Source organism: Paraburkholderia sp. MM5384-R2, from assembly GCF_014201025.1.
In the GTDB taxonomy this organism is placed as follows: domain Bacteria; phylum Pseudomonadota; class Gammaproteobacteria; order Burkholderiales; family Burkholderiaceae; genus Paraburkholderia; species Paraburkholderia tuberum.
In genome coordinates this window covers 35,525-60,039 of sequence record NZ_JACHDI010000024.1, presented here as the reverse complement: position 1 = coordinate 60,039, position 24,515 = coordinate 35,525, and the positions used below count along the sequence as shown (strand labels likewise).

Genomic DNA, 24,515 nt, shown 5'->3' with positions numbered 1-24,515 from the left:
AGGGCCTCGAAGCCGTAATGGCTGAGGCCCAGGATAGCGGCAAGAACCTTCGTTCGTTCAAGCCGATTGTGCAAAAACGCCGCGTGTCGCATGAAGCGGTACCCGGTGTCTTCGCAAATGCTTAACTCTCAGCGAACAGCGACATCACCGAATCGCCGCGGCGGATGCGCGAGAACGTTTCGGCGAGCAAACCGGCGCTCGTCAGCGAACGGATCTTCGCGCACGAACGGGCTTCTTCGCCGAGCGGAATCGTGTCCGTGACAACGAGTTCGTCGAGTGCGGAAGCGGCGATACGCTCACCCGCGCCGCCCGACAGAACCGGGTGGGTGGCGTACGCGAATACCTGCTTCGCGCCGCGTTCCTTCAGAACCTGCGCGGCCTTGCACAGCGTGCCAGCCGTGTCGACCATGTCGTCCATGATCACGCAGGTGCGGCCTTCGACTTCACCGATGATGTTCATCACTTCGGCGACGTTCGCCTTCGGGCGACGCTTGTCGATGATCGCGAGATCGCAATTGAGTTGCTTCGCCAATGCACGGGCGCGGACCACACCGCCAACGTCCGGCGAAACTACCATCAGGTTGTCGTAGTTCTGCTTGCGCAGATCCCCGAGCAGCACGGGCGTTGCGTAGATGTTGTCGACCGGGATGTCGAAGAAGCCTTGAATCTGGTCGGCGTGCAGATCCATCGTGATGATCCGCTCGACGCCGGCGATTTCCAGCATGTTCGCCACGACCTTAGCCGAGATGGCGACGCGCGCCGAACGCGGGCGACGATCCTGACGGGCATAACCGAAGTAGGGGATGGCTGCAGTGATCCGGCCTGCGGATGCGCGCTTGAGCGCATCGACCATGATCATCAGTTCCATCAGATTGTCGTTAGTCGGCGCGCACGTGGATTGCAGGACGAAGACATCCTTGCCGCGCACGTTTTCCTGAATCTCGACTTGGATTTCGCCGTCCGAGAAACGGCTAACCATTGCTTTGCCGAGGGGAATACCGAGGTTTTTGACGACTTCCTGTGCAAGCGCGGGATTTGCGTTGCCAGTAAAAACCATCAGGCCGTCATGGCTGCTCATCGTGCACCTACTTCAGGCTGGGGGCGGGAGAAATGCGAACTACGGCGAACTACGAGAATTTTTGGCAGGGGAGAAAGGATTCGAACCTTTGCATGCCGGAATCAAAATCCGGTGCCTTAACCAGCTTGGCGACTCCCCTACACTAACTTTGAGCTCCGCCGAACGTGGAGTTTCGTTCGACGATGCAAAACTTATGACGCGAAAGCAAAGAGTGGATGCTGATCCAAGCCCGCTGCTACTGCACTGTTCCACTCGCCGGGCAGTTTGGCTTGCGCCGCTTCTGCTTCAGCTTTGCTACGGAACGCTGCAAAAACACTGGCACCCGATCCGGACATCCGCGCCGGCGCGATGCTTCCAAACCACCGCAACACTTGCGCTACTTCCGCGTACTTTCCTACGACAACTTGCTGCATGTCATTCCGGCCGAAGCTTTCTGGCCATTCAGTGTTGCAGCTGTGTTCTGCAGGAAAGTCCGTAATTTTGAGGGACTTTGTATCTCTTGTCAACGCTTTTTCGGAAAAAATCGCTGCAGTCGGAACCTGCACCCTCGGCGTCACTACCAGAAAGTGACGCGGCGGCAATTGTACAACGTCCAATGATTCTCCGACACCCTCTGCAAACGCATTTTTTCCAAATACGAAGAAAGGCACGTCCGCGCCGAGTTTCAACGCAAGACCCTGCAACTCCTGACGTGGCAGATCGAGCTTCCACAGGCGATTGAGCGCGAGCAGCGTCGTCGCCGCATCGGAACTGCCGCCGCCGAGGCCCGCGCCCATCGGCAGGCGCTTGTCGATTTCGATATCGACGCCTTCGCGGGAGCCCGTATGTACCTTCAGCAACGTCGCGGCGCGTACGGTCAGGTCATGCTCGGGTGGCACGTCGGCGATTTCGGTGCGGCGCGTGACGAGACCGTCGTCGCGTCGCGTGAAGTGCAGCGTGTCGCCCCAGTCAAGCAACTGGAAGACCGTCTGCAGCGTGTGATAACCATCCGGCCGACGGCCGGTGATGTGCAGGAAGAGATTGAGTTTCGCTGGCGCGAGACAGTCGCGCAGCGAATTGGTTGTTTCGATCATGAGTAGGGCTACATGCGCCACGGTGGCGCCAAACGGGTAGCAAGGTTACGTGAGCGGATGCTGGGACAAAAGGCCCAGCAAGAACGACTCACTGATCCAGCACGAGCTTGATGTCGAGTGGCGGCTCCGAGCGGCTCAGATCGAGGCGCTTCACGCCGGTGGCTGGCGGATCGGCATAGGCCACATAGTCGATCGTCCAGCCGTCCTGGGTGATCTGCTTCAGGCGCGACGGTTGCTCGGGATCCTTCTCGGTCTTCGCGCGCGAAGTCGGCGCCGGCGACGGTTGCAGCCAGTAGCGCAACCCTTCGACCGGCAGCGTGAAGCCGAGCGCGTTCTCCATCAGCGTCGACACGTTATCGGCGGTGAGCGGCTGGCGGTTCGGCAATTCGAGCGTGGCCGAAGCCGGCGACGAAGTCACGATGGCCAGCGTCTGGCCAAGCGGATTGCGCAACTGCAGCGTGACGGTGTCGCCCGTTTCCTGCCATGAGAAATTGCCGTAAGCGTTGCGCTGCTGGCCGTTCTGATCGTTGTATTGGATCGCGAAGCGGCCCTGATACGAGCGGCTCGTCTGCGCGGTGACTTCGGTGGCGGCGTTCGACGTGGATGGCCCCTGCGGCTTCACCGACGCGCAGCCGGCCAGCGCGACAACCGCCGCCGCCGCGAAACCAACCGCCATGCCGCGAGGCGCCCTGGAAAAAGAAATCAAACGGGAAAGACGCATCAAAGATTGTTTACCTGAAGACGTTGCAACGTTTTGACGAGAGTCTCGTTGTCGGGTTCGAGCTTGCGAGCCTCGCGAAACGCGGCGCGCGCCTGTTCCTGCTCGCCGGCCTTCCACAGCACTTCGCCCAGGTGCGCGCCGATTTCCGCGTTCGGCTGGAGGCTGTATGCCTTGCGCAGCAGCTTGATCGCATCGGCCGTGTTACCCATCCGGTACTTGACCCAGCCGACGCTGTCCATGATGAACGCATCGTTCGGTGCGAGCGCCGAGGCCTTCTCGACCAGCTTGTCCGCCTCTGGCAGACGCTGGTTGCGATCTGCGAGCGAATAGCCGAGCGCGTTATACGCCTGCGGATTGTCCGGCTGCGTCTGGATCAGCTTGCGCAGTTGCGCTTCCATGATGTCGTAATGGCCGGTTTTCTCGGCGGCCATCGCGTAGTCGTAGGTGAGGTCGGGGTCGTCGGGAAAGTTCGCCGTGGCTTGCTGCAGACGTGCTTCGGCCTCCGGGTAGCGCTTCGCGTCGAACAGGATCGCCGCATCGGTGCGCGCGATCAGCGCCACATCACGCGGATCGGAGGTCTGCAAGTTGGAGAGCAACTGGCGCGCCTGCTCGGTCTTGCCCTGTTTCGCGAGCAGTTGCGCGCCGGTAATCTGCGCGGCCAGGTATTGTTGACTCGCTGGCGAGATCTTGTTCAGCCAGTCGCTCGCGGCCGCCTCATTCTTCTGTTCGAGTGCCAGCTGCGCGAGATAGATGTAGGCCTGGCCCGCATCGGCACCCGGCGTCTTCTCGGCCTGCTGCGCATACTGCACCAGATACGTCTGCGCTTCGGGGAGATTCTTCTGCTGGATCTTGATCAGCGCGAGCGCCATCAACGGTGTCAAGTCGTTGGGGTTTGCCTTGCGCATGAGCTCGAACTGCTTCTGCGCGTCGTCGAGACGGTCACTGGCAAGATACATCTGCGCCAGCGCGAGCCGTGCGTCATGCGATTTCGGATTCTGCTGCACGTACTTTTCGAGCGACGCGATGCCTTCCTTGCGCTCCTCAGGACCCATTTGCGACAGCATCAACGCCGCCGGCAGATAGTCGGGCTTGATCGTGAGCGCCTGCTCGAGCGACTTGTGCGCGCCCGGCGCGTCGTCGGCCAGCAGCTGCTGACGCGCGAGGGCCAGTTGCGCCTCCGGCCGGTTCATGTCGTTCTTCAGCAGTTCCTGCAACACGTGCAGGCCACCGACGCGGTTCGGGCCGCGCGACAACAGCAGTTGCAGCGCGAGGATCGCGCTGCCGCGATTTTCCTCGGGTACCTTCGCCAGTTCTTGCGACAGGATCTGCGACGCATCGTCGGGCTTGCCAGACAGCACGAGCAGCGACGCGTCGAGCTGGGCGGCGCGTTCCGAACTCGGCGCGTACTGTTGCCACAGTTGCGCGGCGGCGAGCGCGTCCGACGGGCTCTGCGCCGCCAGCGCTATTTCGGTGGCGCGTTGCGCCATGCGCGGGTCGTGAGTGTCGCGCGCGAGCGCGAGGTAGGTCTGATAGGCCGGTGCCGGCTGGTCGCGCTGCAGCGCGATCTCGGCGGCCAGCACCTGGAAGACGATCTGGCTCGACAGCGGTACGCCGGGCAGCGACTTTTCGTCTTCAGGTGTTGCCGGACCCAGCGGGTCCGGCATCGTGACCGACGTCTCGTCGGAATCCGGCGACGGGTCCTGCGCATGCGCGGGCACGGCGGCCAGCGCCCACAATCCGAGCGCGGCCGCACCGAGCATCCGGCGAGCGGACACGGCGAGCGGCACCTTGGACACGCGCGCGCGGCGCTTTGATAGCAGCTTCACGAAGGACACGTTCATGGAAATCCGTTCAATGTTTCAGTCGATTGTAACGCGCTCGCTACAATACGCGCACAACCACTCACGCAAGTAGCAGACCAATCAGCCATGCCAGAGTTGCCAGAAGTCGAGGTTACCCGACGGGGGATCGAACCGTATGTGTCCGGGCGCAAGGTTGAGCGCGTCGACGTGCGGACGGCCGCGCTGCGCTGGCCAATTCCGGCCGACCTTGCGAAAACCTTGCGCGGCCACGTGGTGCGCAAAGTCGAGCGACGCGGCAAGTATTTGCTGTTCGAAATCGACGCCGGGTGGTTCATCGTCCACCTCGGCATGACGGGCACGTTGCGCGTTCTGCGTCATGTGCCGCATCCGCCCGCCGCGGCGAAGCACGATCATGTCGACTGGATCTTCGACGACTTTATCCTGCGCTATCGTGATCCCCGTCGCTTCGGCGCGGTGCTGTGGCATCCGCGCGAAGCAGGCGACATCCTCGAACATCCGCTGCTCGCGAGCCTTGGCGTCGAGCCTTTCTCGCCGGCTTTTTCGGGCGCGCTGATGCATCGGGTGACGCGCGGGCGCAAGGTGTCGGTGAAGCAGGCGCTGCTGGCGGGGGACATCGTGGTCGGCGTGGGCAATATCTACGCGTCGGAGAGTCTGTTTCGCGCGGGCATCCGGCCGACCACCGCGGCGGGCCGCGTGTCGCTCGTGCGTTATGAACTGCTGGCCGATGCCGTGCGCGTGACGCTCGCCGCCGCGATCGACAAGGGCGGCAGCACGCTGCGCGATTTCGTCGGCAGCGACGGCGAAAGCGGCTATTTTCAGCTCGACTACTTCGTCTATGATCGCGCGGGCCTGCCATGCCGCGTGTGTGGAACGCCAATCAAACAGATCGTGCAGGGGCAACGCTCCACGTACTTCTGTCCCACTTGCCAGCGCTAGATTCTCGATGCCTTCCCGCCTGAGCCCAACGACCGGCGCGCGCTCCAGCGCGTCCGACACCACCCCCGCGTTTGCGCCGATGCCCGAGTTTTCCGCGCGGCTGATCGCGTGGCAGCGCCAGCACGGCCGCCACGATCTGCCGTGGCAGAACACGCGCGATCCGTATCGCATCTGGCTGTCCGAAATCATGCTGCAGCAGACCCAGGTGTCGACGGTGATTCCGTACTACGCGAAATTTCTCGCGCGTTTCCCGAATGTCGCCGCGCTCGCCGCCGCGCCGTCCGATGACGTGATGGCGCTATGGGCCGGTCTTGGCTACTACACGCGCGCGCGCAATCTGCATCGCTGCGCGCAGGTCGTCGTCGAGCAGCATGGCGGCGCGTTTCCCGCGTCGGTCGATGAGCTCGCCGAGTTGCCCGGCATTGGTCGCTCGACGGCCGCGGCGATCGCGTCGTTCGCGTTCGGCGCGCGCGCGACGATTCTCGACGGCAACGTGAAGCGCGTGCTCGCGCGCGTATTCGGCGTCGAAGGCTTTCCGGGCGAGAAGAAAGTCGAGAACGCAATGTGGACGCTCGCGGAGTCACTGCTGCCGTCGAATGCGTCGAACGCGGAGGTCAGCGGGTACACGCAGGGCTTGATGGATCTCGGCGCGACATTGTGCGTGCGCGGCAAACCCCATTGCTCGCGCTGTCCGTTCGCGCCGGACTGCGTTGCCAACGTCACCGGGCGTCAACGTGAATTGCCGACCGCGCGCCCGAAGAAAGCGGTGCCGACACGCCGTACGTGGATGCTGCTGCTGCGCGACGGCAATGCGGTGATGCTCGAGCGGCGTCCACCGTCGGGCATCTGGGGTGGTCTGTGGAGTCTGCCCGAAGCTGCCGACGAAGCATCGCTGGCCGAGCGGGCGCGCGCGTTCGGCGGCGACGGCGAAGTGTCCGCGCTCGCGTCGTTCTCACACGTATTCACGCATTTCAAGCTCGATATCGAACCGCGGCTTGCGGAGTTCGATCGCGGTGTCGGCGCCCTGGCCGCGCTCAACGATGCGGACACCGCATGGGTTGCGCTCAGCGAGCTGGATTCGTTCGGCGTGCCGGCGCCGGTGCGCAAGCTGCTCGCCAGTCTGCATGGTTCGTTGCTCTAGCGGAATGGATCGGAGGTGCTGAGCGGGCGACTTGGGTCCGGCGCGGCCGCCTTCACGACTTCAGGATTTCACAGCAACTGATGCTGTTGCATGTAGTGATGCACGACGTCGATGCGCGCTCCGGCATCGGTTAATTCCATCAGCTTTTGCCGTGCGCGCAACGCGATTGGCAGCACCTCGGCGAGACGGTTCGATACCCACGACGGATCGTCGAGCCGGAACGGCTCGGCGAACGGTAGGCTGTCCGGATCGCGTTCGCGGATCGTTGCGATGATCCGCTCGAGCACTTCCGCGCACGCGCCGAATTTGGCCAATAGCTCATTGCCCTCGAGCGGGAGATCATCGGCGAGCGGCTCGGCCATGCCGACCAGCAGACCGCTCGCTTCGACGCGATGCGATAACAGACGAAAGCGCTTCGTGCCGCGCGCGCGAATCAGCAGCATGCCGAATGCTTCGACGTCGCACTCGTCGATTTCGGCGAGACAGCCGATCGTTTCGGGTACCGAAGGTTCTTCCTCGCGCGCGACTTCCGCGCCGCTTTTCAGCATGCAAACGCCGAATGGTGTTTTTTCGCGCAGACAGTCGCGCGCCATGTCGAGGTAGCGCGCTTCGAAGATTTTGAGCGGCAGCAAGCCATCGGGAAATAGCACCGTATGCAGCGGAAACAGCGGCAAATCGGCGTACACAGTAGGCGTAGAGGACATGGCGCAACGCTTCGGGTTAAGGCCGCGCGATGCGGCCGGTTAAGCCACCAGCTTCGATGATTCGCCGACGTCGACCGGCGCATCGCGGTGCCGCACAATCACATTCGCCGATGTTGCGAGACGCGCGGCAAGCGTCTCCGCGATAAATACCGAGCGGTGCTGGCCGCCCGTGCAACCGATTGCAACGGTCAGGTAGCTGCGATTGTCGTCGCGGAAATGCGGCAGCCACTTGGACAGATACTTCTCGATGTCGTCGATCATCTCGTGGACGACCGGCTGCGCATCGAGAAAATCCATGACCGGTTTGTCGAGGCCGGTGAGCGGCCTCAATTCATGATCGTAGTATGGGTTCGGCAGCGTGCGTACGTCGAATACGAAATCCGCGTCGAGCGGTACGCCGCGCTTGAAGCCGAACGACTCGAACATCAGCACGAGCCCCGCGTCCTCCTGTTCGATGAAGCGCTTGACCCATGCGCGCAGCACGTTCGCGCGCAGATTGCTCGTGTCGATCTGATGGCCGAATTCGGCAAGTCCCGCGACCAGTTCGCGCTCGCGTTCGATCGCTTCGGCGAGCGACGTGAGCAGGCCAACGTCCGCGTCGTGCGCGGGCGAGCCGGACAGCGGATGGCGGCGACGCGTTTCGGAAAAGCGTTGAATCAGCGACTGCGTGCTCGCGCTCAGGAACAACACGCGCACGTCGTGCGAGCGCTTGAGGTCGCGGATCATCGCGGGCATTTCGTCGAGCGACGAACCGGAGCGCGCGTCGATCGCGACCGCGAGACGATCCTGGCCGTCCTCGGCGAGGTAGGTGGCGAGTTGCTGCAGGAAACGCGGCGGCAGATTATCGACGCAGTAATAACCCGCGTCTTCGAGCGCGTTCAGGGCAACGGATTTGCCGGAGCCGGAGATACCGGTGATCAGGATTATGCGCATGGAGTCGTCGAAAGCGTAGATTTCATCATAGCATCTGGCCTCCATGCGCGTGCCCGCGGCCTGCCTTCTGCGGGCGCTTCATGGCGCTGTGGCGGGCTTCAGATCAGCTTGCCGGGAAACTGGCTATCGGGATCCTGCATGGCGAGACGTTGCCGATCCATGAAATCGCGCAGCGTGTCGATACCGCGTAGCTGCAGAATCGTGTTGCGCACGGCCGCTTCGACCAGCACCGCGAGGTTGCGGCCGGCGGCAACCTGGATCGTCACCTTGCTGATCGGTAGGCCGAGCACGTCGACGGTCTGGCTTTCCAGCGGCAGCCGCTGGAATTCGCCGTCGGGGCGGCGCACCAGTTGCACGATCAGCTTCAGTTTCATTTTGCGGCGCACCGCCGTTTCGCCGAAGATCGTCTTGATGTCGAGCAGACCGAGGCCGCGAACTTCGAGCAGGTTCTGCAGCAGCGGCGGACAGCGTCCTTCGACGAAGTCCGGGCCGAGGCGCACGAAGTCGACAGCGTCGTCGGCGACGAGACCGTGGCCTCGGCTGATCAGTTCGAGGCCGAGCTCGCTCTTGCCGAGGCCAGAGTCGCCGGTCAGCAACACGCCCATGCCGAGGATGTCGAGAAACACGCCGTGCAGCGTCGCGCGCGGCGCGAGAATGCGCGACATGTAAAGACGCAGACTATCGATCACCGCGGCCGCCGAGGTCGGCGTCGTGAACAGCGGCGTCGACGAGCGCGTGCAGCGCAGCACCAGCTCCGGCGGCGCCGCGACTCCGCCCGCGACGACGAGAAACGGCGGCTCCAGCGCGATCAACTCGGCCATGTGGCGCGAGCGGTCTTCGTCGGTCTGACGTTTGTAGTAGTCGATTTCAGCGTCGCCGAGCACCTGGATCCGGTTGGGGTGGATCAGGTTCAGGTGGCCGACGAGGTCGGCGCTCGACGTGGCATTGGCCACCGATTCCGAAGAAAAGCCGCGCTCCCAGCCTTCATGCCCCGTGAGCCAGCTGAGCTTCAGCATGGCGGCGTTGTCGTCGAAAATGCTTTGGGCGTTGATGCTGGACGTATCCATGAGTCAGTGACTCCAGTGTGAGCCGCTTGCCGGGCCTTTGCTGCGTGTGCGAGCGCGTATGAACTACCGCCGCCGTTGCATCAAGGTTGCCATTGAGTAAGCAGGCGATGCAACGATTCGCGTTCTTCTTCAGTGTGCAGCCGCTCGCGGGCGTCGCGATCGGACAGCAATTGCGCGATCTCGGAGAGAATTTCGAGGTGCTGTTGAGTGGCCTGTTCGGGGACGAGCAGGAAGATCAGCAGCGAGACCGGCTGGCCGTCCGGCGCTTCGAAGGGGATCGGTTCGGAGAGTCTGACGAATGCGGCAAGCGGCTGCTTGAGGCCCTTGATCCGCCCATGCGGGATCGCGACGCCTTCGCCGAGCCCGGTCGAGCCGAGTCGTTCTCGCGCAAAAAGATTGTCTGTGACGGTACTGCGGGCGATGCCGTTCTGGTTCTCGAAGATCAGGCCCGCTTGCTCGAACACGCGTTTCTTGCTGGTGACCGATAGTCCGATGACGACGTTCTCGAGGGGAAGAAATTTGGCTAAACGATTCATTTTGACAGGCGAAAACGTGGCCTGAGTTCTCCCCACCGGGGCGGTTGAGTGACGTTCCATTCGTTCGATGCTAGCGAAGACGGACGCTCAGAGTCGATCGGGAAAGCGTTATATTTCGATCGTCCGTACTTCATCAGAGCTGGCTTGACCCCGATGGTAACTGGAACATTATAGAACAGGGTGACGGCCGATGGTGCGGCGCGCCATCTATGCATATCAGGTTTTTCAGCGCTTACGCCGCGGCACGTGTGGCGCTGCGCAAACCTCTGCGGGAATGGTTGGGGTCGGCCTCGGCGAGACGCACCGGCGGTGAGCGGGAACCGGGGCGCTGAAACGAAAAACCGCCCGGTCGCGGGCGGCTCGACGAGAGTTCAAGGGAATTGAGGAATTTCCTCTAATTTCTCCTATTGCGGCGGCACGTCCAGTTGCGGCGCCGGCTGATACTTGATCGCTTCGTGCTGATGGCCTTGCAGACGATCCTTGTGGCGTATCACCTGCCTGTCGAGCTTGTCGATCATCAGATCGATTGCAGCGTACAAATCGCTGTCACAACTCTCGACGAAGATATCCTTACCCTTTAGATGGAGGTTGATTTCCACCTTTTGACGCTTGTCCTTTTCCTTATGGTTGTCGACCGAGAGGACCACACTGCCGTCGATGACCTGATCGAAATGTCTTAGCACCCTGTCCAGTTTGGTGATCACGTATTCGCGCAACGCAGGCGTTACTTCGAGGTGGTGTCCACTGATCTTGAGATTCATAGTGCTTCTCCAAGCTAATGGCCGCTTGGTCCGCACAATGACAAAGGTCCGGTCGATCTGACGGCTTGCCTGTGTCGCCCCCCGGTGACGGACATCTGGCAGGTCGCAGCGGCCGGCCTGTCCGCCAGGTGCGGAGCGGCCGGTAAATGCCCGCTGCAAAACGCGGCGGGCTACAGAGACTTGCGCAGGTTGACTGCCGGGATTTTGAGCGCCTCACGGTATTTCGCAACGGTACGCCGTGCGACCACGAAGCCCTGTTCCGCCAGCAGTTCGGCTATGCGACTGTCTGAAAGTGGCGATTTCGGGTTTTCCGCTCCTATCAGTTGTTTGATCAGCGCGCGAATGGCCGTGGAGGAGGCCGCGCCGCCGGTGTCCGTCGAAACGTGTGAGCCGAAAAAGTACTTGAATTCCAGCGTCCCGAATGGGGTCAGCATGTATTTGCCGGTTGTCACACGCGAGACAGTCGACTCGTGTAGGCCCAGCGTATCAGCTATTTCCCGCAAAACCAAGGGGCGCATGGCAATTTCGCCGTGCACAAAAAAGCTCTTTTGACGCTCGACAATTGCCTGCGCAACCCGCAGGATCGTCTCGAAACGCTGCTGGATATTTTTGATCAGCCAGCGTGCTTCCTGCAGTTGCTGGCGCAACGAACCACTGCCCGGATCGCCGCGGTTATTGCGCAGAATATTCGCGTATAGATGGTTAATCCGCAGCTTCGGCACTACCTCGGGATTCAGCTCCGCCAGCCAGCCCTGTGCCGTTTTGCGCACCATGATGTCGGGCACCACGTAGTCCGCTTCGGCCTTGCCGTAGGCCGCGCCCGGAAATGGTTCGAGCGAGCGGATCAGCACATGCGCGTCGCGCAGATCGTCGTCGCTGGCCTTAAGGTGCTTGCGCAGCCGCGTGAAATCGCGCGCGGCGAGCAGTTCCAGGTAATGGCTGACAATGTCTAGCGCAAGCGTGCGCGTGGGCGATGGCTCGAGCCGCAGCAACTGCAGCTTTAGACATTCTGACGCGGAGCGCGCGCCGACACCTGATGGGTCGAAGCTATGCAGCAGCGCAAGCGCGGCGTTCAGTTCGTCGACGTCGATTTCGAGTTCTTCGGGCAGGTCAGCCAGCACTTCTTCGAGCGTGGCGGCGAGATAGCCGTCGTCGTCCAGCGATTCGATCAGGAACGTGATGAGCGCGCGGTCGCGCTGGCTCGCCTGGGTGACGCGCAGTTGCGCCATCAGGTGGTCGCGCAGCGACGTGCTCGATTCGTGGATTTGCAGCGGGGGCAGGTCGTCGTCGTCCGACGCGTTGCCGGAGCGGCCGTAGTCGTCCAGGTTCCACTGCGAGGTATCGCCGCCGCCGTCGCCCGAAAGGCCACTGTATTCGTCGACACCCTGCGGCTCGCCGCTTTCGGCTCGCTCGCCGTTGCCCTCGGACGATGCCGAACCGTTGCCGGCCATCGGATCGGCCGGCGCCGAGGAGCCCGGTGTCTGGGCGATCACGGAACCGTCGGATGCCACCCGCAACGGGCTCGCGATCCACTCGTCTTCGTTTTCGAGGAGAGGATTCTGCGAGATCGCCATGGCGACTTCCTGCTGCAGTTCGAGCGTCGACAACTGAAGCAGCCGGATGGACTGTTGCAGTTGCGGCGTGAGCGCAAGATGCTGCGATAGGCGGAGTTGGAGGCTGGCTTTCATGGCAAGTTGAGATTCATTGTAGAGAGTTTGCCACGACCGCGATACCTTGCGGCACTCGCAATTTTTGGGTACGCCCAATTTGGCGCGCCGCGCGGCGCCACCCTGCGCCGCCTGACAACGAATGTGCGGGTGCCGCAAAAATGGCGCCGCGGCCGGCCGCGCGCGCTCGCTTGGCCGGGGACGCCGTACGTGCTTACATGCGGAAGTGCTCGCCCAGATAGACGCGCCGCACGCTTTCGTTTTCGATGATGTCGCTAGGCGCGCCGGCGGCCAGCACGCTGCCGTCGCTGATGATGTACGCGTGATCGCAGATACCTAGCGTTTCGCGCACGTTGTGGTCGGTGATCAGGACGCCGATATTGCGCTGCTTCAAGAACTTGACGATTTTCTGGATTTCCAGCACCGCGATCGGGTCGACGCCGGCGAACGGTTCGTCGAGCAGAATGAAGCTCGGATTGGTTGCCAGCGCGCGCGCAATTTCAACCCGACGACGCTCGCCGCCCGACAGCGACAGCGCCGGATTTTCACGCAGATGCGCGATCTGAAGCTCGTCGAGCAGCGCTTCGGTGCGTGACGTGATCACGTCTTTGTCGAGGCGCTTGCCGTTTTCGTCGTGCTGCAATTCCAGCACCGCGCGAATATTCTGCTCGACGCTCAACTTACGGAACACCGACGCTTCCTGCGGCAGGTATGACAGGCCGAGCGATGCGCGTTTGTGAATGGGCAGCAGGCTGATCGACTTGCCGTCCAGATCGATTTCGCCGGCGTCGAGCGGCACGAGGCCGACGATCATGTAGAACGACGTGGTCTTGCCGGCGCCGTTCGGGCCGAGCAGGCCGACCACTTCGCCGCTCTTCACGTCGAGCGACACGTCCTTGACGACCGTGCGCGAGCCATAGCGCTTCTTCAGATTGCGCACGACCAGCGAACTGCTGGTGCCGGCCGGCTTCCGATGGGGGAGGGGCGCGATGGTGCTGCTCATGGTGCTCACTGGTTCGGCGCTCCCTGGATCGAGTTGGACGGCGTGAGCGTGGCCGACGCGCCGGTCAGCGGCGCGGCGCCGGCGTTGCGCGGCGACAGCATCGCGCGCACGCGGCCGCTCGGGTTGCCCGGACCGGCGACGTCCTTGCCTGACTTCGCGGTGTAGAAGTCGTTCTGGCCGTCGTAGGTGATCACGCTACCGTGCACCTGGTCGAGCAGCGTCGTCATGCTCTGCAGGCGGCGCACCGTCGCGTTGGTGGTCAGCGTGGTCAGATCCTGCTTGCCGTCGTAGTCGATACGGACGGCCGTACCCTCGATGTATTCGTCGAGCCCTTCGCGCTTCTGGCGGAAATACGACAGATTGCCGCCGCTCGAGGTGCCGGTCGCGAATTGGTAGCCCTGCGGGTCTTGCGACACTTCGACGCGATCGGCCTTGATCAGGATCGTCCCTTTGGTGGCCACCACGTGGCCGGTGAAGATGCTGACCTGCCGCAGGTCGTCGTAAGTCATGTTGTCCGCTTCGATGTTCAGCGGCTTGTCTTTGTCGGCGCGGTCCGCGTGCGCAAGCGGCGCGAAGCCGACAAGCGGCAGCGCGACGACGAGCGCAGCGAGTGCGGCGCGGCACGCGGACAGCGCGCGCGAACGGCCGGTATCAAAACGGGGGTGCGATTCGTTCATGCAGTCACGCCTGGAATGGATTACCCGGTATGCGTTGGCTTAGTGGCCGGAATCGGACGCGGCGATTGCGCCTTTTACATTGCCGAACAGTTGCATAAACCGGGTGACATTGTTGTATTTCATGCCACTGGCAGTCATCACGGACATGCCGCGCTGAAGTTTAACTGGCTTTTCAGTCTCGATCACATCGTCGTTGACGAGGACCCTGAAATGCTCGGAATCGGCCTGCATCTGCGGATCGCCGCCGCCGGGCGCGCGCAGGATGCGCGCGTTCTGGTACAGATTGACGATCGACGCGTCCGCGTTGACCGTGCCCGTGTCGCCGGTCGCGGTGACGATCGGCTTGCCGGGCTGGAACGCACGCATCGCCGGCTTGACGAGGTCGCTCATTTCGTCGTCCTCGTAATGGACCAGCGACTGCGCGGTCAGCCGGTACTGCGTCGCGCCCGACTGGTCGAGCTCGGACACCGAAAAGTTGTCGGCGAAGTAGTCCGGCGTGTGTTCCTTCGGGCGCACCTCGTCGTCGGTCTTGCGCGGCAACGTGGCTTGCAGCAGCCACCACGTGATGCCGGCGAGCGCCGCCATCGCGATGAGCGGGATCAGCGAAGTCAGGCGAAACTGATTCATCCCACGAGGCCCCGTTGCTCGCCGCTGCACGCTGCCGCGAGCAGTGCCTCATATTTGTGCTGGGCACGCAGCAGCGTGTCGCACACTTCGCGCGCCGCGCCGTAACCGCCGCGCGCCTCGCTGACCCAGTGGGCGCGCGCGATCACTTCGGGATGCGAATTGGCCGGCGCGGCCGCGAAGCCGACGCGCAGCATCACCGCGAGATCGACCCAGTCGTCGCCCATGTAGCCGCAGTCCTCGGCGGTGAGGCCGGTTTGCCGCAGCAGGTCGGCGAACGCCTGTGGCTTGTCCTGCACGCCCTGGTAGACATGCGCGATGTTCATTTCTTTCGCCCGCGCGGCCACGATGCCGGACTTGCGCCCGGTGATGAGCGCCGTTTCGATGCCGGCCTGGCGCAGCAGCTTCATGCCGTGGCCGTCCATCGAGTTGAAGCCTTTCATCGTGTCGCCTTCCGCCGTGAACAGCAGGCCGCCGTCGGTCAGTACGCCGTCGACGTCGAAAATCATCAGCTTCACGCGGCTTGCGCGTTCGGTAGCGGTAGGGGGAGCAACGGCCATCAGATCACCTTCTTCGAAAACAGGTCGTGCATGTTGAGCGCGCCGAGCAGCTTGCCCGTTTCGTCGACGACCAGCATCTGATTGATACGATAGCGCTCCATCAGTTCCACGGCTTCGACCGCGAGATGATCCGGCCCGATCGTGCGCGGGCCCGCGGTCATCACCGAGGCGATCGGCAGCTGGCGGAAATCGCCGTCGCGTTCGAGCACGCGGCGCAGGTCGCCATCGGTGAAGATGCCCTTCACACGGCCCTCGCGGTCGACGACCGAGGTCATGCCCATGCGCTTCGCGGTCAGTTGGAAGAGGGCATCGCTGACGGTTGCCTCAGGGGTGACCTGCGGCAACTGGTCGCCGGTGCGCATGACGTCGCGCACGTAGGTGAGCAGGCGTCGGCCGAGCGCGCCGCCCGGATGCGAGCGCGCGAAGTCGTCGCGGCCGAAGCCGCGCGCGTCGAGCACCGCGACCGCGAGCGCATCGCCGAGCGCGAGCGCGGCGGTGGTGCTGGCGGTGGGCGCGAGATTCATCGGACAGGCTTCCTTCGCGACGCCGGAATTCAGATGCACATCCGCGAGTTGCGCGAGGCTTGAGCCAGGACGGCCCGTCATCGCGATCAGCTTCGCGCCGATCCGCTTGATGAGCGGCAGGATCGCCATCAGCTCCTCGGTTTCGCCCGAATTGGACAGCGCGAGAAATACGTCGTCGGCGGTCACCATGCCGAGGTCGCCGTGGCTTGCTTCCGCCGGATGCACGAAGAACGCGGGTGTGCCGGTGCTTGCCAGCGTGGCCGCGAGTTTGCGGGCCACGTGGCCGGATTTACCGATGCCGGAGACGACCACGCGTCCACGGCAACCCAGGATGAAATCGACCGCGCCGACGAAACTGCCGTCGAGCTGGTCGCGAAGCGCGCGCACGGCGTCCGCTTCGATGTCGAGTACGTCGCGAGCAAGCGTGAGTGCCCTGTCGCCATTGATTTTCGCTATCATTCGCGGAGTATAGCAAAGGCGCCTGTTCGCCGCGCCGGGCCTGCTGTGCCGAGCCGCTGTCTGCATCGGCCTGTCGACAATCCCCTTTTTCAGCTGCTTTGCCGCCTTTTTGCAGCTTTTTTGCCGGCCCAATCAATCATCTCGCACGGCGTTCTCGTGCGCGGTTCCGCTGACGAACGAGGACGCTTTACCCATGCGTTTTTGCCGATGATTTCCCCGCTCGAAATGACGCTGTTTCTGCTGCTGGCATCGGTGGCGGGCGTGGTGATCTTTCGCTTCCTGAATCTGCCGCCGATGCTCGGCTACCTGACGGTGGGCATCGTCGTCGGGCCGCATGCGTTCGGGCTGATTCCCGATTCGGCGGGGGCGCAGAATCTCGCGGAATTCGGCGTCGTGTTCCTGATGTTCTCGATCGGGCTCGAGTTTTCGCTCGCCAAGCTGCGCACGATGCGCCGGCTCGTGTTCGGACTCGGCTTGCTGCAGGTGATCGGCACGGTCGCGGTGGCCGTGTCGCTCGGCTTCCTGCTCGAGCGTTGGGTGCATATCACGTGGCAGGCGAGCGTCGCGCTGGGCGGCGCGCTGGCGATGTCGTCGACGGCGATCGTCAGCAAGATGCTCGCGGAGCGGCTCGAAATCGAAACCGAGCACGGCCGCAATATCTTCGGCGTGCTGCTGTTTCAGGATCTCGCGGTGGTGCCGCTGTTGATCATCATTTCGGCGCTCGGCGGCCGCTCGGAGAATCTGGTCAGCGCGCTCGGCGTCGCAGCGATCAAGATCGTCGTGGCCCTCGCGCTGCTGCTGATCGTCGGGCAACGCTTCATGACGCGCTGGTTCAACGTGGTCGCGCGGCGCCGCTCGCAGGAGCTGTTCGTCCTCAATCTGCTGCTGGTGACGCTCGGCGCCGCGTTCATCACCGACAAATTCGGGCTGTCGCTCGCGCTCGGCGCGTTCATCGCCGGCATGCTGATCGCCGAGACGCCGTATCGGCATCAGGTCGAAGAGGACATCAAGCCGTTTCGCGACGTGCTGCTCGGGCTCTTCTTCGTGACCACCGGCATGCTGCTCAATCCGCGCGTGATCTGGGAGCATCCGCTCGTCGTGCTGGCCTTTTTCCTCGGCCCGGTGCTGCTGAAATTGGTCATGATCACCGGCCTTGCGCGGCTCTTCGGCGCGACGCCGGGCGTCGCGATGCGTACCGGTATCGGTCTCGCGCAGGCGGGCGAGTTCGGCTTCGTGCTGCTGAACCTGATCCTCGACCGACATCTCGTCGACGCGACGCTGTTGCAGGCGATTCTCGCCGCGATGCTGCTGTCGATGCTCGCCGCGCCGTTCATGATCCAGAACGCGGACCGTGTCGTGCTGCGGCTGTCGTCGACCGAATGGATGATGCAGTCGTTGCAGATGACGCGCATCGCCACGCAAAGCCTGAAGCAGAGCGGCCACGTAATCATCTGCGGCTACGGCCGCGCCGGGCAGAACCTCGCACGCATGCTCGAGCATGAAGGGCTCTCGTATGTCGCGCTCGATCTCGATCCCGACCGTGTCGCGGCGGCCGCGGCAGCCGGCGAATCGGTCGTGTTCGGCGACGCGGGGCGGCGCGAGTCGCTGCTGGCCGCCGGCCTGCATCGCGCGGCCGCGATCGCGATCACCTACGCGAACACGCCGTCGGCACTGCGCGTGCTGCACAACATTCACGAGATGGAGCCGACGCTGCCGGTCATCGTGCGCACCGTCGACGATGCCGATCTGGAGAAACTGCTCGCCGCCGGCGCGACGGAGGTGATTCCGGAGATCGTCGAGGGCAGCCTGATGCTCGCGTCGCATACGCTCGTCGTGATGGGTGTGCCGATGCGGCGCGTGGTGCGGCGCGTCGAGGAGATGCGCGACGAACGCTATTCGCTGCTGCGCGGCTATTTCCACGGCGCCGACGACATCGACGACGACGACGGCCACGAGCAGGTGCGGCTACAATCGGTGCCGGTCGACGAGAGCGCCGACGCGGTGGGCCGTACGCTCGCCGAGGTGGGCCTGTATGAACTCGGTGTCGAAGTGACCGCGATTCGCCGGCACGGCATCCGCGGCGTTGAACCGGACCCGTCGACGAAACTGCGCGCGAGCGACATCGTGGTGCTGCGCGGTCTGCCCGAACAACTGGCGCAAGCCGAGGAGCGGCTGTCGAAGCATCGCCGCGCCGCTGCGGCCTGAACTCGTGAGCCTGGCCCGTTTTGGCGGGCGACCCTGATTCAAGCCTTTCACCGGACCTGTCGAGGTCCATCCGGAGACATCATGTCCAAGGCGCTCGCGAGCGCGCCGCTCGATGCGGCCGACTACATCAGAAGTCACATTCGCACGGTGCCCGACTGGCCGCAGCCGGGCGTGCAGTTCCGCGACATCACGCCGCTGCTGCGCGAGCCGAAGTCGCTGCGTGTGCTGATCGACCTGTTCGTGCAGCGCTATATCGACGCGAAGCTCGACTACATTGCCGGGCTCGATGCGCGCGGCTTCCTCATCGGGCCGATCGTCGCGCATGAGTTGAGCGTTGGCTTCATCCCGATTCGCAAGGCGGGCAAGCTGCCGTACAAGCGGATCTCGCAATCGTATGAGCTGGAATACGGTACCGCGACCGTCGAGATTCACGACGATGCGTGCGAGCCGGGCGACCGCGTCGTGATCATCGACGATCTGATCGCGACCGGCGGCACGATGATGGCCGGCAAACTGCTGCTCGAGCGGCTCGGCGCGGTCGTCGTGGAAGGCGCGGCGATCGTCGATCTGCCGGAGCTGGGCGGCTCGAAGCTGCTGGGCGAGGGCGGTCTTGCGCTCTATACCGTGACGAGTTTCGACGGTCATTGAACCGGGGAGGTAGTCACGGCGCGTGCCGTGACGCGCGGTAGCGTTTCCCGCCGTACCAGCGGCTAAAGTCGCATGAGCCGCACGAGCCCCGTTGGGCGGGCAAAACCAACCGGGCTCAACGATATGGCTCACCCATCATGGTTCACCAGTCGCCCAACCAGAAGGCCACCACGATGCCCAACTTCCTGCTGTTTCTTGCCACCTCGATCGCGATCACCGTGGCGCCCGGCCCGGACAATCTGCAGGTGCTCGCGCGCGGCATCTCGCAGGGCCGCGCGGCCGGCCTGGTCGCCGCGCTCGGCTTTGCCGCCGGCATCACGTTTCATACGACACTCGCGGCGCTCGGCGTCGCCGCGCTGCTGCGCTCGTCGCCGCTCGCGTTCGAAGCGATCAAGCTCGCCGGCGCCGCGTATCTGGTGTGGATCGGCATCAAGGCGCTGCGCAGCCATGGCCTCGCGACCGCGCACGAGCGTGCGCCGCAGCCGCTTTCGACGGTGTTTCGCCAGAGCGTGCTCGGCAATCTGATGAATCCGAAGGTCACGCTGTTCTTCGTCGTGTTTCTGCCGCAGTTCGTGCAGCCGGACGGCGCGCAGAGCGTCACTGTGCAGATGCTGGAGCTCGGCGCGCTGTTCATGCTGCAGACCGTCGTGGTGTTTTCGCTATTCGGCGTGTGCGCGGGGATCATCGGCGGCTGGCTCAGACGGCGGCCGCGCGTGGGCCTGTGGCTCGATCGCGTGGCCGGCGCGACCTTCATCGCGATCGGGATTCGCGTCGCCTTGCGCGACTGAGGCTCGTCACGCCATCCGCCCGCTTCTGCTTTGCCCCGGTTCGCCACCACGGCGGACAGTTTGGAGTTTTCCGATGACTTTGCCCTGCATCACCGCCGCGCGCCGCTTCGACGCGAACGCGCATCGGCCGTTTCTGATCGGCGCCGAACAGGTCGGGTGGATTCGCGAGCGCGACGTGCCGCTGCTCGCGCGCTGGCCCGACGTGTTCGAGATGGCGAACGACGGCGTGACGCTCTGCGCCACGTTCGATACCGTCGATCTGCGCAGCGCGGCGCTCGCTTCCGTGATCGGCGCGCTCGCAGCCGATGGCCGTATCCCCGGCTGGCGCAACGAGACGTACGCGATCCGCAATGCGTTCGACGCGCCGCCGCTCGCGTATATCGAGCGCGCGGCGTCGCGCTTCTTCGGCACGATGACCTACGCGGTGCATCTGAACGGCGTCGTAGAATATGCGGATGGCGGGGCGCCCTTTGGCGGGGCGCGCTTTGGCGGAGCGCCGCGTGGCGCACCGCAATTGTGGATCGCGCGCCGCAGCGACACCAAGGCGACCGACCCCGGCATGCTCGACAACGTCGTCGCAGGCGGGATCGGCTGGGGCTTCGGCATCGCCGAGACGATCGTCAAGGAATGCTGGGAAGAAGCGGGCATTCCGGCGCAGATCGCGGCGAGCGCGGTCGCGGGCCGCACCGCGCACGTGCTGCAATCGCTGCCGGAAGGCACGCAGGCCGAGCAGATTTTCATCTACGACCTCGCGCTGCCCGCCGACTTCGCGCCGCGCAACCAGGACGGCGAAGTGGGCGAACACCGGCTCGCGCGCATCGACGAAGTCGCGCGCTGGATCGAGGAAGGCGCGCTGACCGTCGATGCCAGCCTCGCGACGCTCGATTGCCTGCTGCGCCGCCGCTGGATCGACGAGGACGCGTGCGAGGGCATCGACGCGCTGTTCGCGCCGCCGGCGCTGGCCTAGCTCAGGCTCATCAGTCGAGCTCAACCCGTGCAGCCAGTACCCACTGAAACAAACCACGCATTGAAGAAGGGAGTCACCGAGGTCATGTCGACCGATCACAGCTTTATCCTCAAACTGTCGTGCGCCGACCGGCCCGGCATCGTTCACGCCGTGTCGGGCTTTCTGTTCGAGCGGGGCAGCAATATTCTCGACTCCGCGCAGTTCGGCGACAGCCGCACCGGCGAGTTCTTCATGCGCGTGCATTTTCAGCAGGTGGGCGGCGATCCGGGGCTTGACGCGCTGCGCGCGTCGTTCGTGACACTCGCCGAGCAGTTCGGCATGAGCTGGGAATTGCACGACGCGAACGTGAAGCCGCGCGTCGTGATCATGGTGTCGAAGATCGGCCACTGCCTGAACGATCTGCTGTTCCGCTACCGCACCGGTCAGTTGAACATCGAAATCCCGGCGATCATCTCGAACCACAAGGAGTTCTACCAGCTCGCCGCGAGCTACGACATCCCGTTCCATCATTTCCCGCTGCTCGGCGGCACGCCCCAAGCGAAAACCGCGCAGGAAGCGCGCGTGCTCGAAGTGATCAACGAGCATCAGGCCGACCTCGTGGTGCTCGCGCGCTACATGCAGATCCTGTCGCCGAACCTGTGCGAGGCGCTCGCCGGCCGCGCGATCAACATCCACCACTCGTTCCTGCCGAGCTTCAAGGGCGCGAAGCCGTACTACCAGGCGTTCGACCGCGGCGTGAAGCTGATCGGCGCAACCGCCCACTATGTGACGACCGATCTCGACGAAGGTCCGATCATCGAGCAGGAAGTCGAGCGCGTGGACCACAGCATGACGCCGGAACAACTGACGGCGATCGGCCGCGACGTCGAGTGTGTGACGCTCGCGCGCGCGGTGAAGTGGCACGTGGAGCATCGCGTCGTGCTGAACGGCAGCAAGACGGTGGTGTTCCGCTAGGAGCCGCGCCAGTAACACTGCGCCGGTCGAGGTTGGCGCGGCCCTTTACCTGCTCGTGTTACGAACGCGCTGCCGCGCCGCCCGTGCTTCTCGCGAGATTCGCGTTTTGCGCGGAACGATGGCGCGCGTTCAGCTTCTTCAGCCAGATCAGCAGGCCCGTGACGCTCAGCACGGCCACCGCCATCCCCATCGCGCTGATCAGGATCCGCCCCCCGAGACCGAGGATGCGCCCCGAGTGCAGCGGAAACTGCACCTGCAGGAAGATGTCGCCGGCCGTGCCTCGGCCGGGAATCCGCGCGGCGAGCCGCTTGCCGGTGGCGGCGTCCCAATACATCCACGGGTTGCCGAGGCCGGTGTCGCCGTGGTCGTTGCCGGACGTGTAGAAGCCGACGCCATACGCGTGCATGAATTCGGCGTAGTAGAGCCCGCCCGGCGGCGCGGCGACATGCATTTCCTCGCCGGCCTGCCCGGCGAGTTCGACGATGCGCTCGCGGCTCACCACCTGATCGCCGGGTTGCGGCGCCCGCAGGATTTCGGGGTTGCTGAACGGATCGGGTGTCAGCGTCGACAGTCGTGACACGATCGGCCGCACCACCCGGGACGACAGATTCATCGAAATCGACGTCAGCGCGACGATCGCCAGCAGGCCCCAGATCCATACGCCGCCGGAGCGGTGCAGATCGAACGTCAACGCATAGCCGCCGCGTTTCAGGCGGAACGTGAACGACTTGCGCCAGGCCTTCAGGCTCGGAAACGACAGGCACAGCGCAATCACGCAGTCAAAGAGCCACACGATGCCGACGATCCCCATCAGCCAGGTGCCAAGGTCGACACCGCCGGTAAACGGCAACTGCAGCGTGTAGTGCAGCTTGTAGATGAACGGAATCAGGTTGAGTCGCGCGAGCGACACGGCGCCCCACTCGCGGCGTCCCTGGATCTCGCCGGTGACGGGATCGACGGCGATCTGATTGAAATCGAGCGGATAGGGCTGCTTCGTCGCCGGATCGGTGCGCGGCAGCACCATCATCTGCAGCGTCTGGCCCGGTTCGACCGCGAGCGGCAGATAGGTCACCCGAAGACGCGGATCGGCGGCTTCGACGCGATTCGCCAGTTCGAGGCCGGACAGCGTCGGCCCGGCCGTGCGAGCCTGGTAAAACGACGGGTTCAGCGCGGCATCGAGTTCGTGGTCCCACGCGATGATCGCGCCCGTAAGGCCCGCGACGAACAGAAACAGTGCGGTCGCGACGCCGAACCAGCGGTGCAGGCGGACAAGCTGGCGTCTCATGCGCGAGCCGGCAATGCACAACAGGGACCCAGGCGGAGACGCGGGTGGGAGATCAGGTGAAACGTCACGATGCGGACTGGGTGTAAATAGGAATTGTTCGCATCTTAGGGGTCGACGCGGTCGGCTGCAAGTTTTCTGTCAGCAAGAGGCGACGATGCAGGGTCGCGGGAAGCAAAAAAAAGCGGCACCGAAGTGCCGCTTGCGCTTTTGTCGGCTGCGTGGACTGCCGCGTGTGCTGCAGAGCGCTAGTGAGTGCCGACTTTTGCTACTCGACCCAGCCCAACTCACACCAACCGCAAATAAATGAGCTCCCGCTTGATGTACGCATAAAAAATCGGCGCCGCGACGACCCCGGCGATACCGAACGCCGCTTCCATCACCAGCATCGCGATCAGCAGCTCCCACGCGCGCGCCTCGATCTGCCCGCCGACGATCCGCGCGTTCAGGAAGTACTCGAGCTTGTGAATCAGGATCAGGAACACAAGTGACATGATGGCCGCCGGAAAACTCACCGACAGCGCGACCGCGACGATGATCGTGTTCGAGATCAGATTGCCGATCACCGGCAGCAGACCCACGATGAACGTGACGAGCACGAGCGTCTTCGACAGCGGCAGCCGGTCGTGGAAAACCGGCAGGATCACGAGCAGGAAGATCGCGGTGAATACCGTGTTCAGCGCGGAGATCTTCACCTGCGCGAATACGATGCGGCGAAACGCGTCGGCAAAACGCGTGACGCGCGTGACGAACGCGGTGGACAGCGGCAGCCGCTGGATATGCTTCTGCGCGCCGACCGCGATGATCGCGCCGATGATCATGCCGAGCAGCACGTGCGTGAACGCGCGCGCCACGGTCGTGCCGCTTTGCTGCAGCATGTTCGCGTGCGTGTGCATCAGTTCGGCGGCCTTCGCCTTCATCTGCTCGGTGTCGACCGGCAGATAGTTCGCGACGAATTGGGGAATCCTGCCGCGCGCCTGGTCGATCAGTTGCATGGCCTGATCGAGCAGAGCCTGCACGCTCGGCACGTCGTTCTCGAAATGCGAGATGATGCCGAGCGTGAGTCCCGTCAGCGCGCCGACGATCAGCGTCGACAGAATCACCACCGCGAGCCAGCGCGCCCGCTTGCTCGACATGTGACGCTCGATGCGCGGCGCGATCGTATGCACGAGCTGAAACACCAGCAGCCCGGCGAGCAGCGCGCCGAGCAGGTTCAGTTCGATCACCGCCCACATGCCGAACAGCATCACCACGTAGCTGCCGATCTCGACCGCCGACAGCTTCGGCAGACTCATGTCGCTGGTCAGCCTGACCGGGCGCGGGCGCAGGTCCTGCACCCGATCTTCTTCGCGCGCCTGATTACGCTTGGTCATGGCTTATCCCG

General features: G+C 63.8%; 24 protein-coding genes and 1 tRNA gene. 7 read left to right on the top strand and 18 right to left on the bottom strand.

The features are described 5' to 3' along the window. Positions 1-121 precede the first annotated feature (121 nt). From HDG37_RS29825 to HDG37_RS29805, 5 genes are all read right to left on the bottom strand, one after another. The gene (locus HDG37_RS29825; protein WP_008921698.1) at positions 122-1,078 is read right to left on the bottom strand and encodes a ribose-phosphate pyrophosphokinase; all 957 of its coding nucleotides are present in this window, start codon (positions 1,076-1,078) and stop codon (positions 122-124) included. A gap of 62 nt (positions 1,079-1,140) precedes the next feature. Next, positions 1,141-1,217, bottom strand: a tRNA-Gln gene (locus HDG37_RS29820). A gap of 52 nt (positions 1,218-1,269) precedes the next feature. Next, positions 1,270-2,151 (bottom strand): 4-(cytidine 5'-diphospho)-2-C-methyl-D-erythritol kinase, encoded by an 882-nt coding sequence (ispE, locus tag HDG37_RS29815; RefSeq protein ID WP_184053942.1) that lies wholly within the window; start codon positions 2,149-2,151, stop codon positions 1,270-1,272. A gap of 88 nt (positions 2,152-2,239) precedes the next feature. Further along, complete coding sequence (gene lolB, locus HDG37_RS29810) at positions 2,240-2,872, bottom strand: lipoprotein insertase outer membrane protein LolB (protein ID WP_184053939.1); 633 nt, start codon at positions 2,870-2,872, stop codon at positions 2,240-2,242. Further along, positions 2,872-4,713 carry a tetratricopeptide repeat protein gene (locus HDG37_RS29805; RefSeq protein WP_184053936.1) on the bottom strand — a complete coding sequence of 614 codons (1,842 nt, stop codon included), beginning with the start codon at positions 4,711-4,713 and terminating at the stop codon, positions 2,872-2,874. Before HDG37_RS29805 ends, lolB begins: the two co-directional genes overlap by 1 nt. Before the next feature lie 87 nt (positions 4,714-4,800). On the opposite strand from HDG37_RS29805, the gene mutM reads away from it, so the two are divergent. Then, entirely contained in the window at positions 4,801-5,631 is an 831-nt protein-coding gene (gene mutM, locus HDG37_RS29800) for a bifunctional DNA-formamidopyrimidine glycosylase/DNA-(apurinic or apyrimidinic site) lyase (protein WP_184053933.1), read from the top strand. A 7-nt stretch (positions 5,632-5,638) separates the two neighbouring features. Further along, positions 5,639-6,772 carry an A/G-specific adenine glycosylase gene (gene mutY, locus HDG37_RS29795; protein WP_184053930.1) on the top strand — a complete coding sequence of 378 codons (1,134 nt, stop codon included), beginning with the start codon at positions 5,639-5,641 and terminating at the stop codon, positions 6,770-6,772. 68 nt (positions 6,773-6,840) lie between these two features. Here mutY and HDG37_RS29790 read toward each other — a convergent pair whose 3' ends face one another. The 11 genes from HDG37_RS29790 to kdsD form a co-directional block, all read right to left on the bottom strand. After that, entirely contained in the window at positions 6,841-7,476 is a 636-nt protein-coding gene (locus tag HDG37_RS29790) for an LON peptidase substrate-binding domain-containing protein (RefSeq protein WP_013088324.1), read from the bottom strand. Between the two features lie 39 nt (positions 7,477-7,515). Continuing rightward, complete coding sequence (gene rapZ, locus HDG37_RS29785; RefSeq protein ID WP_026225590.1) at positions 7,516-8,409, bottom strand: RNase adapter RapZ; 894 nt, start codon at positions 8,407-8,409, stop codon at positions 7,516-7,518. Between the two features lie 98 nt (positions 8,410-8,507). Further along, a complete protein-coding gene (gene hprK, locus HDG37_RS29780; RefSeq protein ID WP_008921706.1) occupies positions 8,508-9,476 on the bottom strand; it encodes an HPr(Ser) kinase/phosphatase in 969 nt (322 codons plus the stop codon). Between the two features lie 80 nt (positions 9,477-9,556). Next, entirely contained in the window at positions 9,557-10,072 is a 516-nt protein-coding gene (locus HDG37_RS29775; RefSeq protein ID WP_184053927.1) for a PTS sugar transporter subunit IIA, read from the bottom strand. A gap of 344 nt (positions 10,073-10,416) precedes the next feature. Beyond that, positions 10,417-10,773 carry a ribosome hibernation-promoting factor, HPF/YfiA family gene (gene hpf, locus HDG37_RS29770; RefSeq protein ID WP_027199628.1) on the bottom strand — a complete coding sequence of 119 codons (357 nt, stop codon included), beginning with the start codon at positions 10,771-10,773 and terminating at the stop codon, positions 10,417-10,419. Between the two features lie 170 nt (positions 10,774-10,943). Next, entirely contained in the window at positions 10,944-12,461 is a 1,518-nt protein-coding gene (locus tag HDG37_RS29765) for an RNA polymerase factor sigma-54 (RefSeq protein WP_184054052.1), read from the bottom strand. 193 nt (positions 12,462-12,654) lie between these two features. Continuing rightward, entirely contained in the window at positions 12,655-13,431 is a 777-nt protein-coding gene (gene lptB / locus HDG37_RS29760; RefSeq protein ID WP_184054050.1) for an LPS export ABC transporter ATP-binding protein, read from the bottom strand. A 17-nt stretch (positions 13,432-13,448) separates the two neighbouring features. Continuing rightward, positions 13,449-14,120, bottom strand: coding sequence for a lipopolysaccharide transport periplasmic protein LptA (lptA, locus tag HDG37_RS29755; protein ID WP_184053924.1), 672 nt, complete (start codon positions 14,118-14,120; stop codon positions 13,449-13,451). A 39-nt stretch (positions 14,121-14,159) separates the two neighbouring features. After that, a complete protein-coding gene (gene lptC, locus HDG37_RS29750) occupies positions 14,160-14,747 on the bottom strand; it encodes an LPS export ABC transporter periplasmic protein LptC (RefSeq protein ID WP_184053921.1) in 588 nt (195 codons plus the stop codon). Then, positions 14,744-15,304, bottom strand: coding sequence for an HAD family hydrolase (locus HDG37_RS29745; RefSeq protein WP_184026959.1), 561 nt, complete (start codon positions 15,302-15,304; stop codon positions 14,744-14,746). Before HDG37_RS29745 ends, lptC begins: the two co-directional genes overlap by 4 nt. Beyond that, positions 15,304-16,287 (bottom strand): arabinose 5-phosphate isomerase KdsD, encoded by a 984-nt coding sequence (kdsD, locus tag HDG37_RS29740; RefSeq protein ID WP_184053918.1) that lies wholly within the window; start codon positions 16,285-16,287, stop codon positions 15,304-15,306. Before kdsD ends, HDG37_RS29745 begins: the two co-directional genes overlap by 1 nt. Positions 16,288-16,494: 207 nt before the next feature. On the opposite strand from kdsD, the gene HDG37_RS29735 reads away from it, so the two are divergent. From HDG37_RS29735 to purU, 5 genes are all read left to right on the top strand, one after another. Beyond that, positions 16,495-18,492 (top strand): cation:proton antiporter, encoded by a 1,998-nt coding sequence (locus HDG37_RS29735; protein WP_184054048.1) that lies wholly within the window; start codon positions 16,495-16,497, stop codon positions 18,490-18,492. Positions 18,493-18,573: 81 nt separating this feature from the next. Then, positions 18,574-19,140, top strand: coding sequence for an adenine phosphoribosyltransferase (locus HDG37_RS29730; protein WP_184053915.1), 567 nt, complete (start codon positions 18,574-18,576; stop codon positions 19,138-19,140). A 173-nt stretch (positions 19,141-19,313) separates the two neighbouring features. Beyond that, on the top strand, positions 19,314-19,928 hold the full coding sequence (locus tag HDG37_RS29725) for a LysE family translocator (protein WP_184054046.1): 615 nt from the start codon (positions 19,314-19,316) through the stop codon (positions 19,926-19,928). A gap of 73 nt (positions 19,929-20,001) precedes the next feature. Beyond that, positions 20,002-20,895 carry a DUF4743 domain-containing protein gene (locus HDG37_RS29720; protein ID WP_184053912.1) on the top strand — a complete coding sequence of 298 codons (894 nt, stop codon included), beginning with the start codon at positions 20,002-20,004 and terminating at the stop codon, positions 20,893-20,895. Between the two features lie 84 nt (positions 20,896-20,979). Continuing rightward, on the top strand, positions 20,980-21,849 hold the full coding sequence (gene purU / locus HDG37_RS29715; protein ID WP_184053909.1) for a formyltetrahydrofolate deformylase: 870 nt from the start codon (positions 20,980-20,982) through the stop codon (positions 21,847-21,849). Between the two features lie 58 nt (positions 21,850-21,907). On the opposite strand, the gene HDG37_RS29710 is transcribed toward purU, so the two are convergent. Further along, positions 21,908-23,134 (bottom strand): PepSY domain-containing protein, encoded by a 1,227-nt coding sequence (locus HDG37_RS29710; RefSeq protein WP_184053906.1) that lies wholly within the window; start codon positions 23,132-23,134, stop codon positions 21,908-21,910. A gap of 284 nt (positions 23,135-23,418) precedes the next feature. Then, a complete protein-coding gene (locus HDG37_RS29705) occupies positions 23,419-24,504 on the bottom strand; it encodes an AI-2E family transporter (protein WP_184053903.1) in 1,086 nt (361 codons plus the stop codon). Positions 24,505-24,515 lie beyond the last annotated feature (11 nt).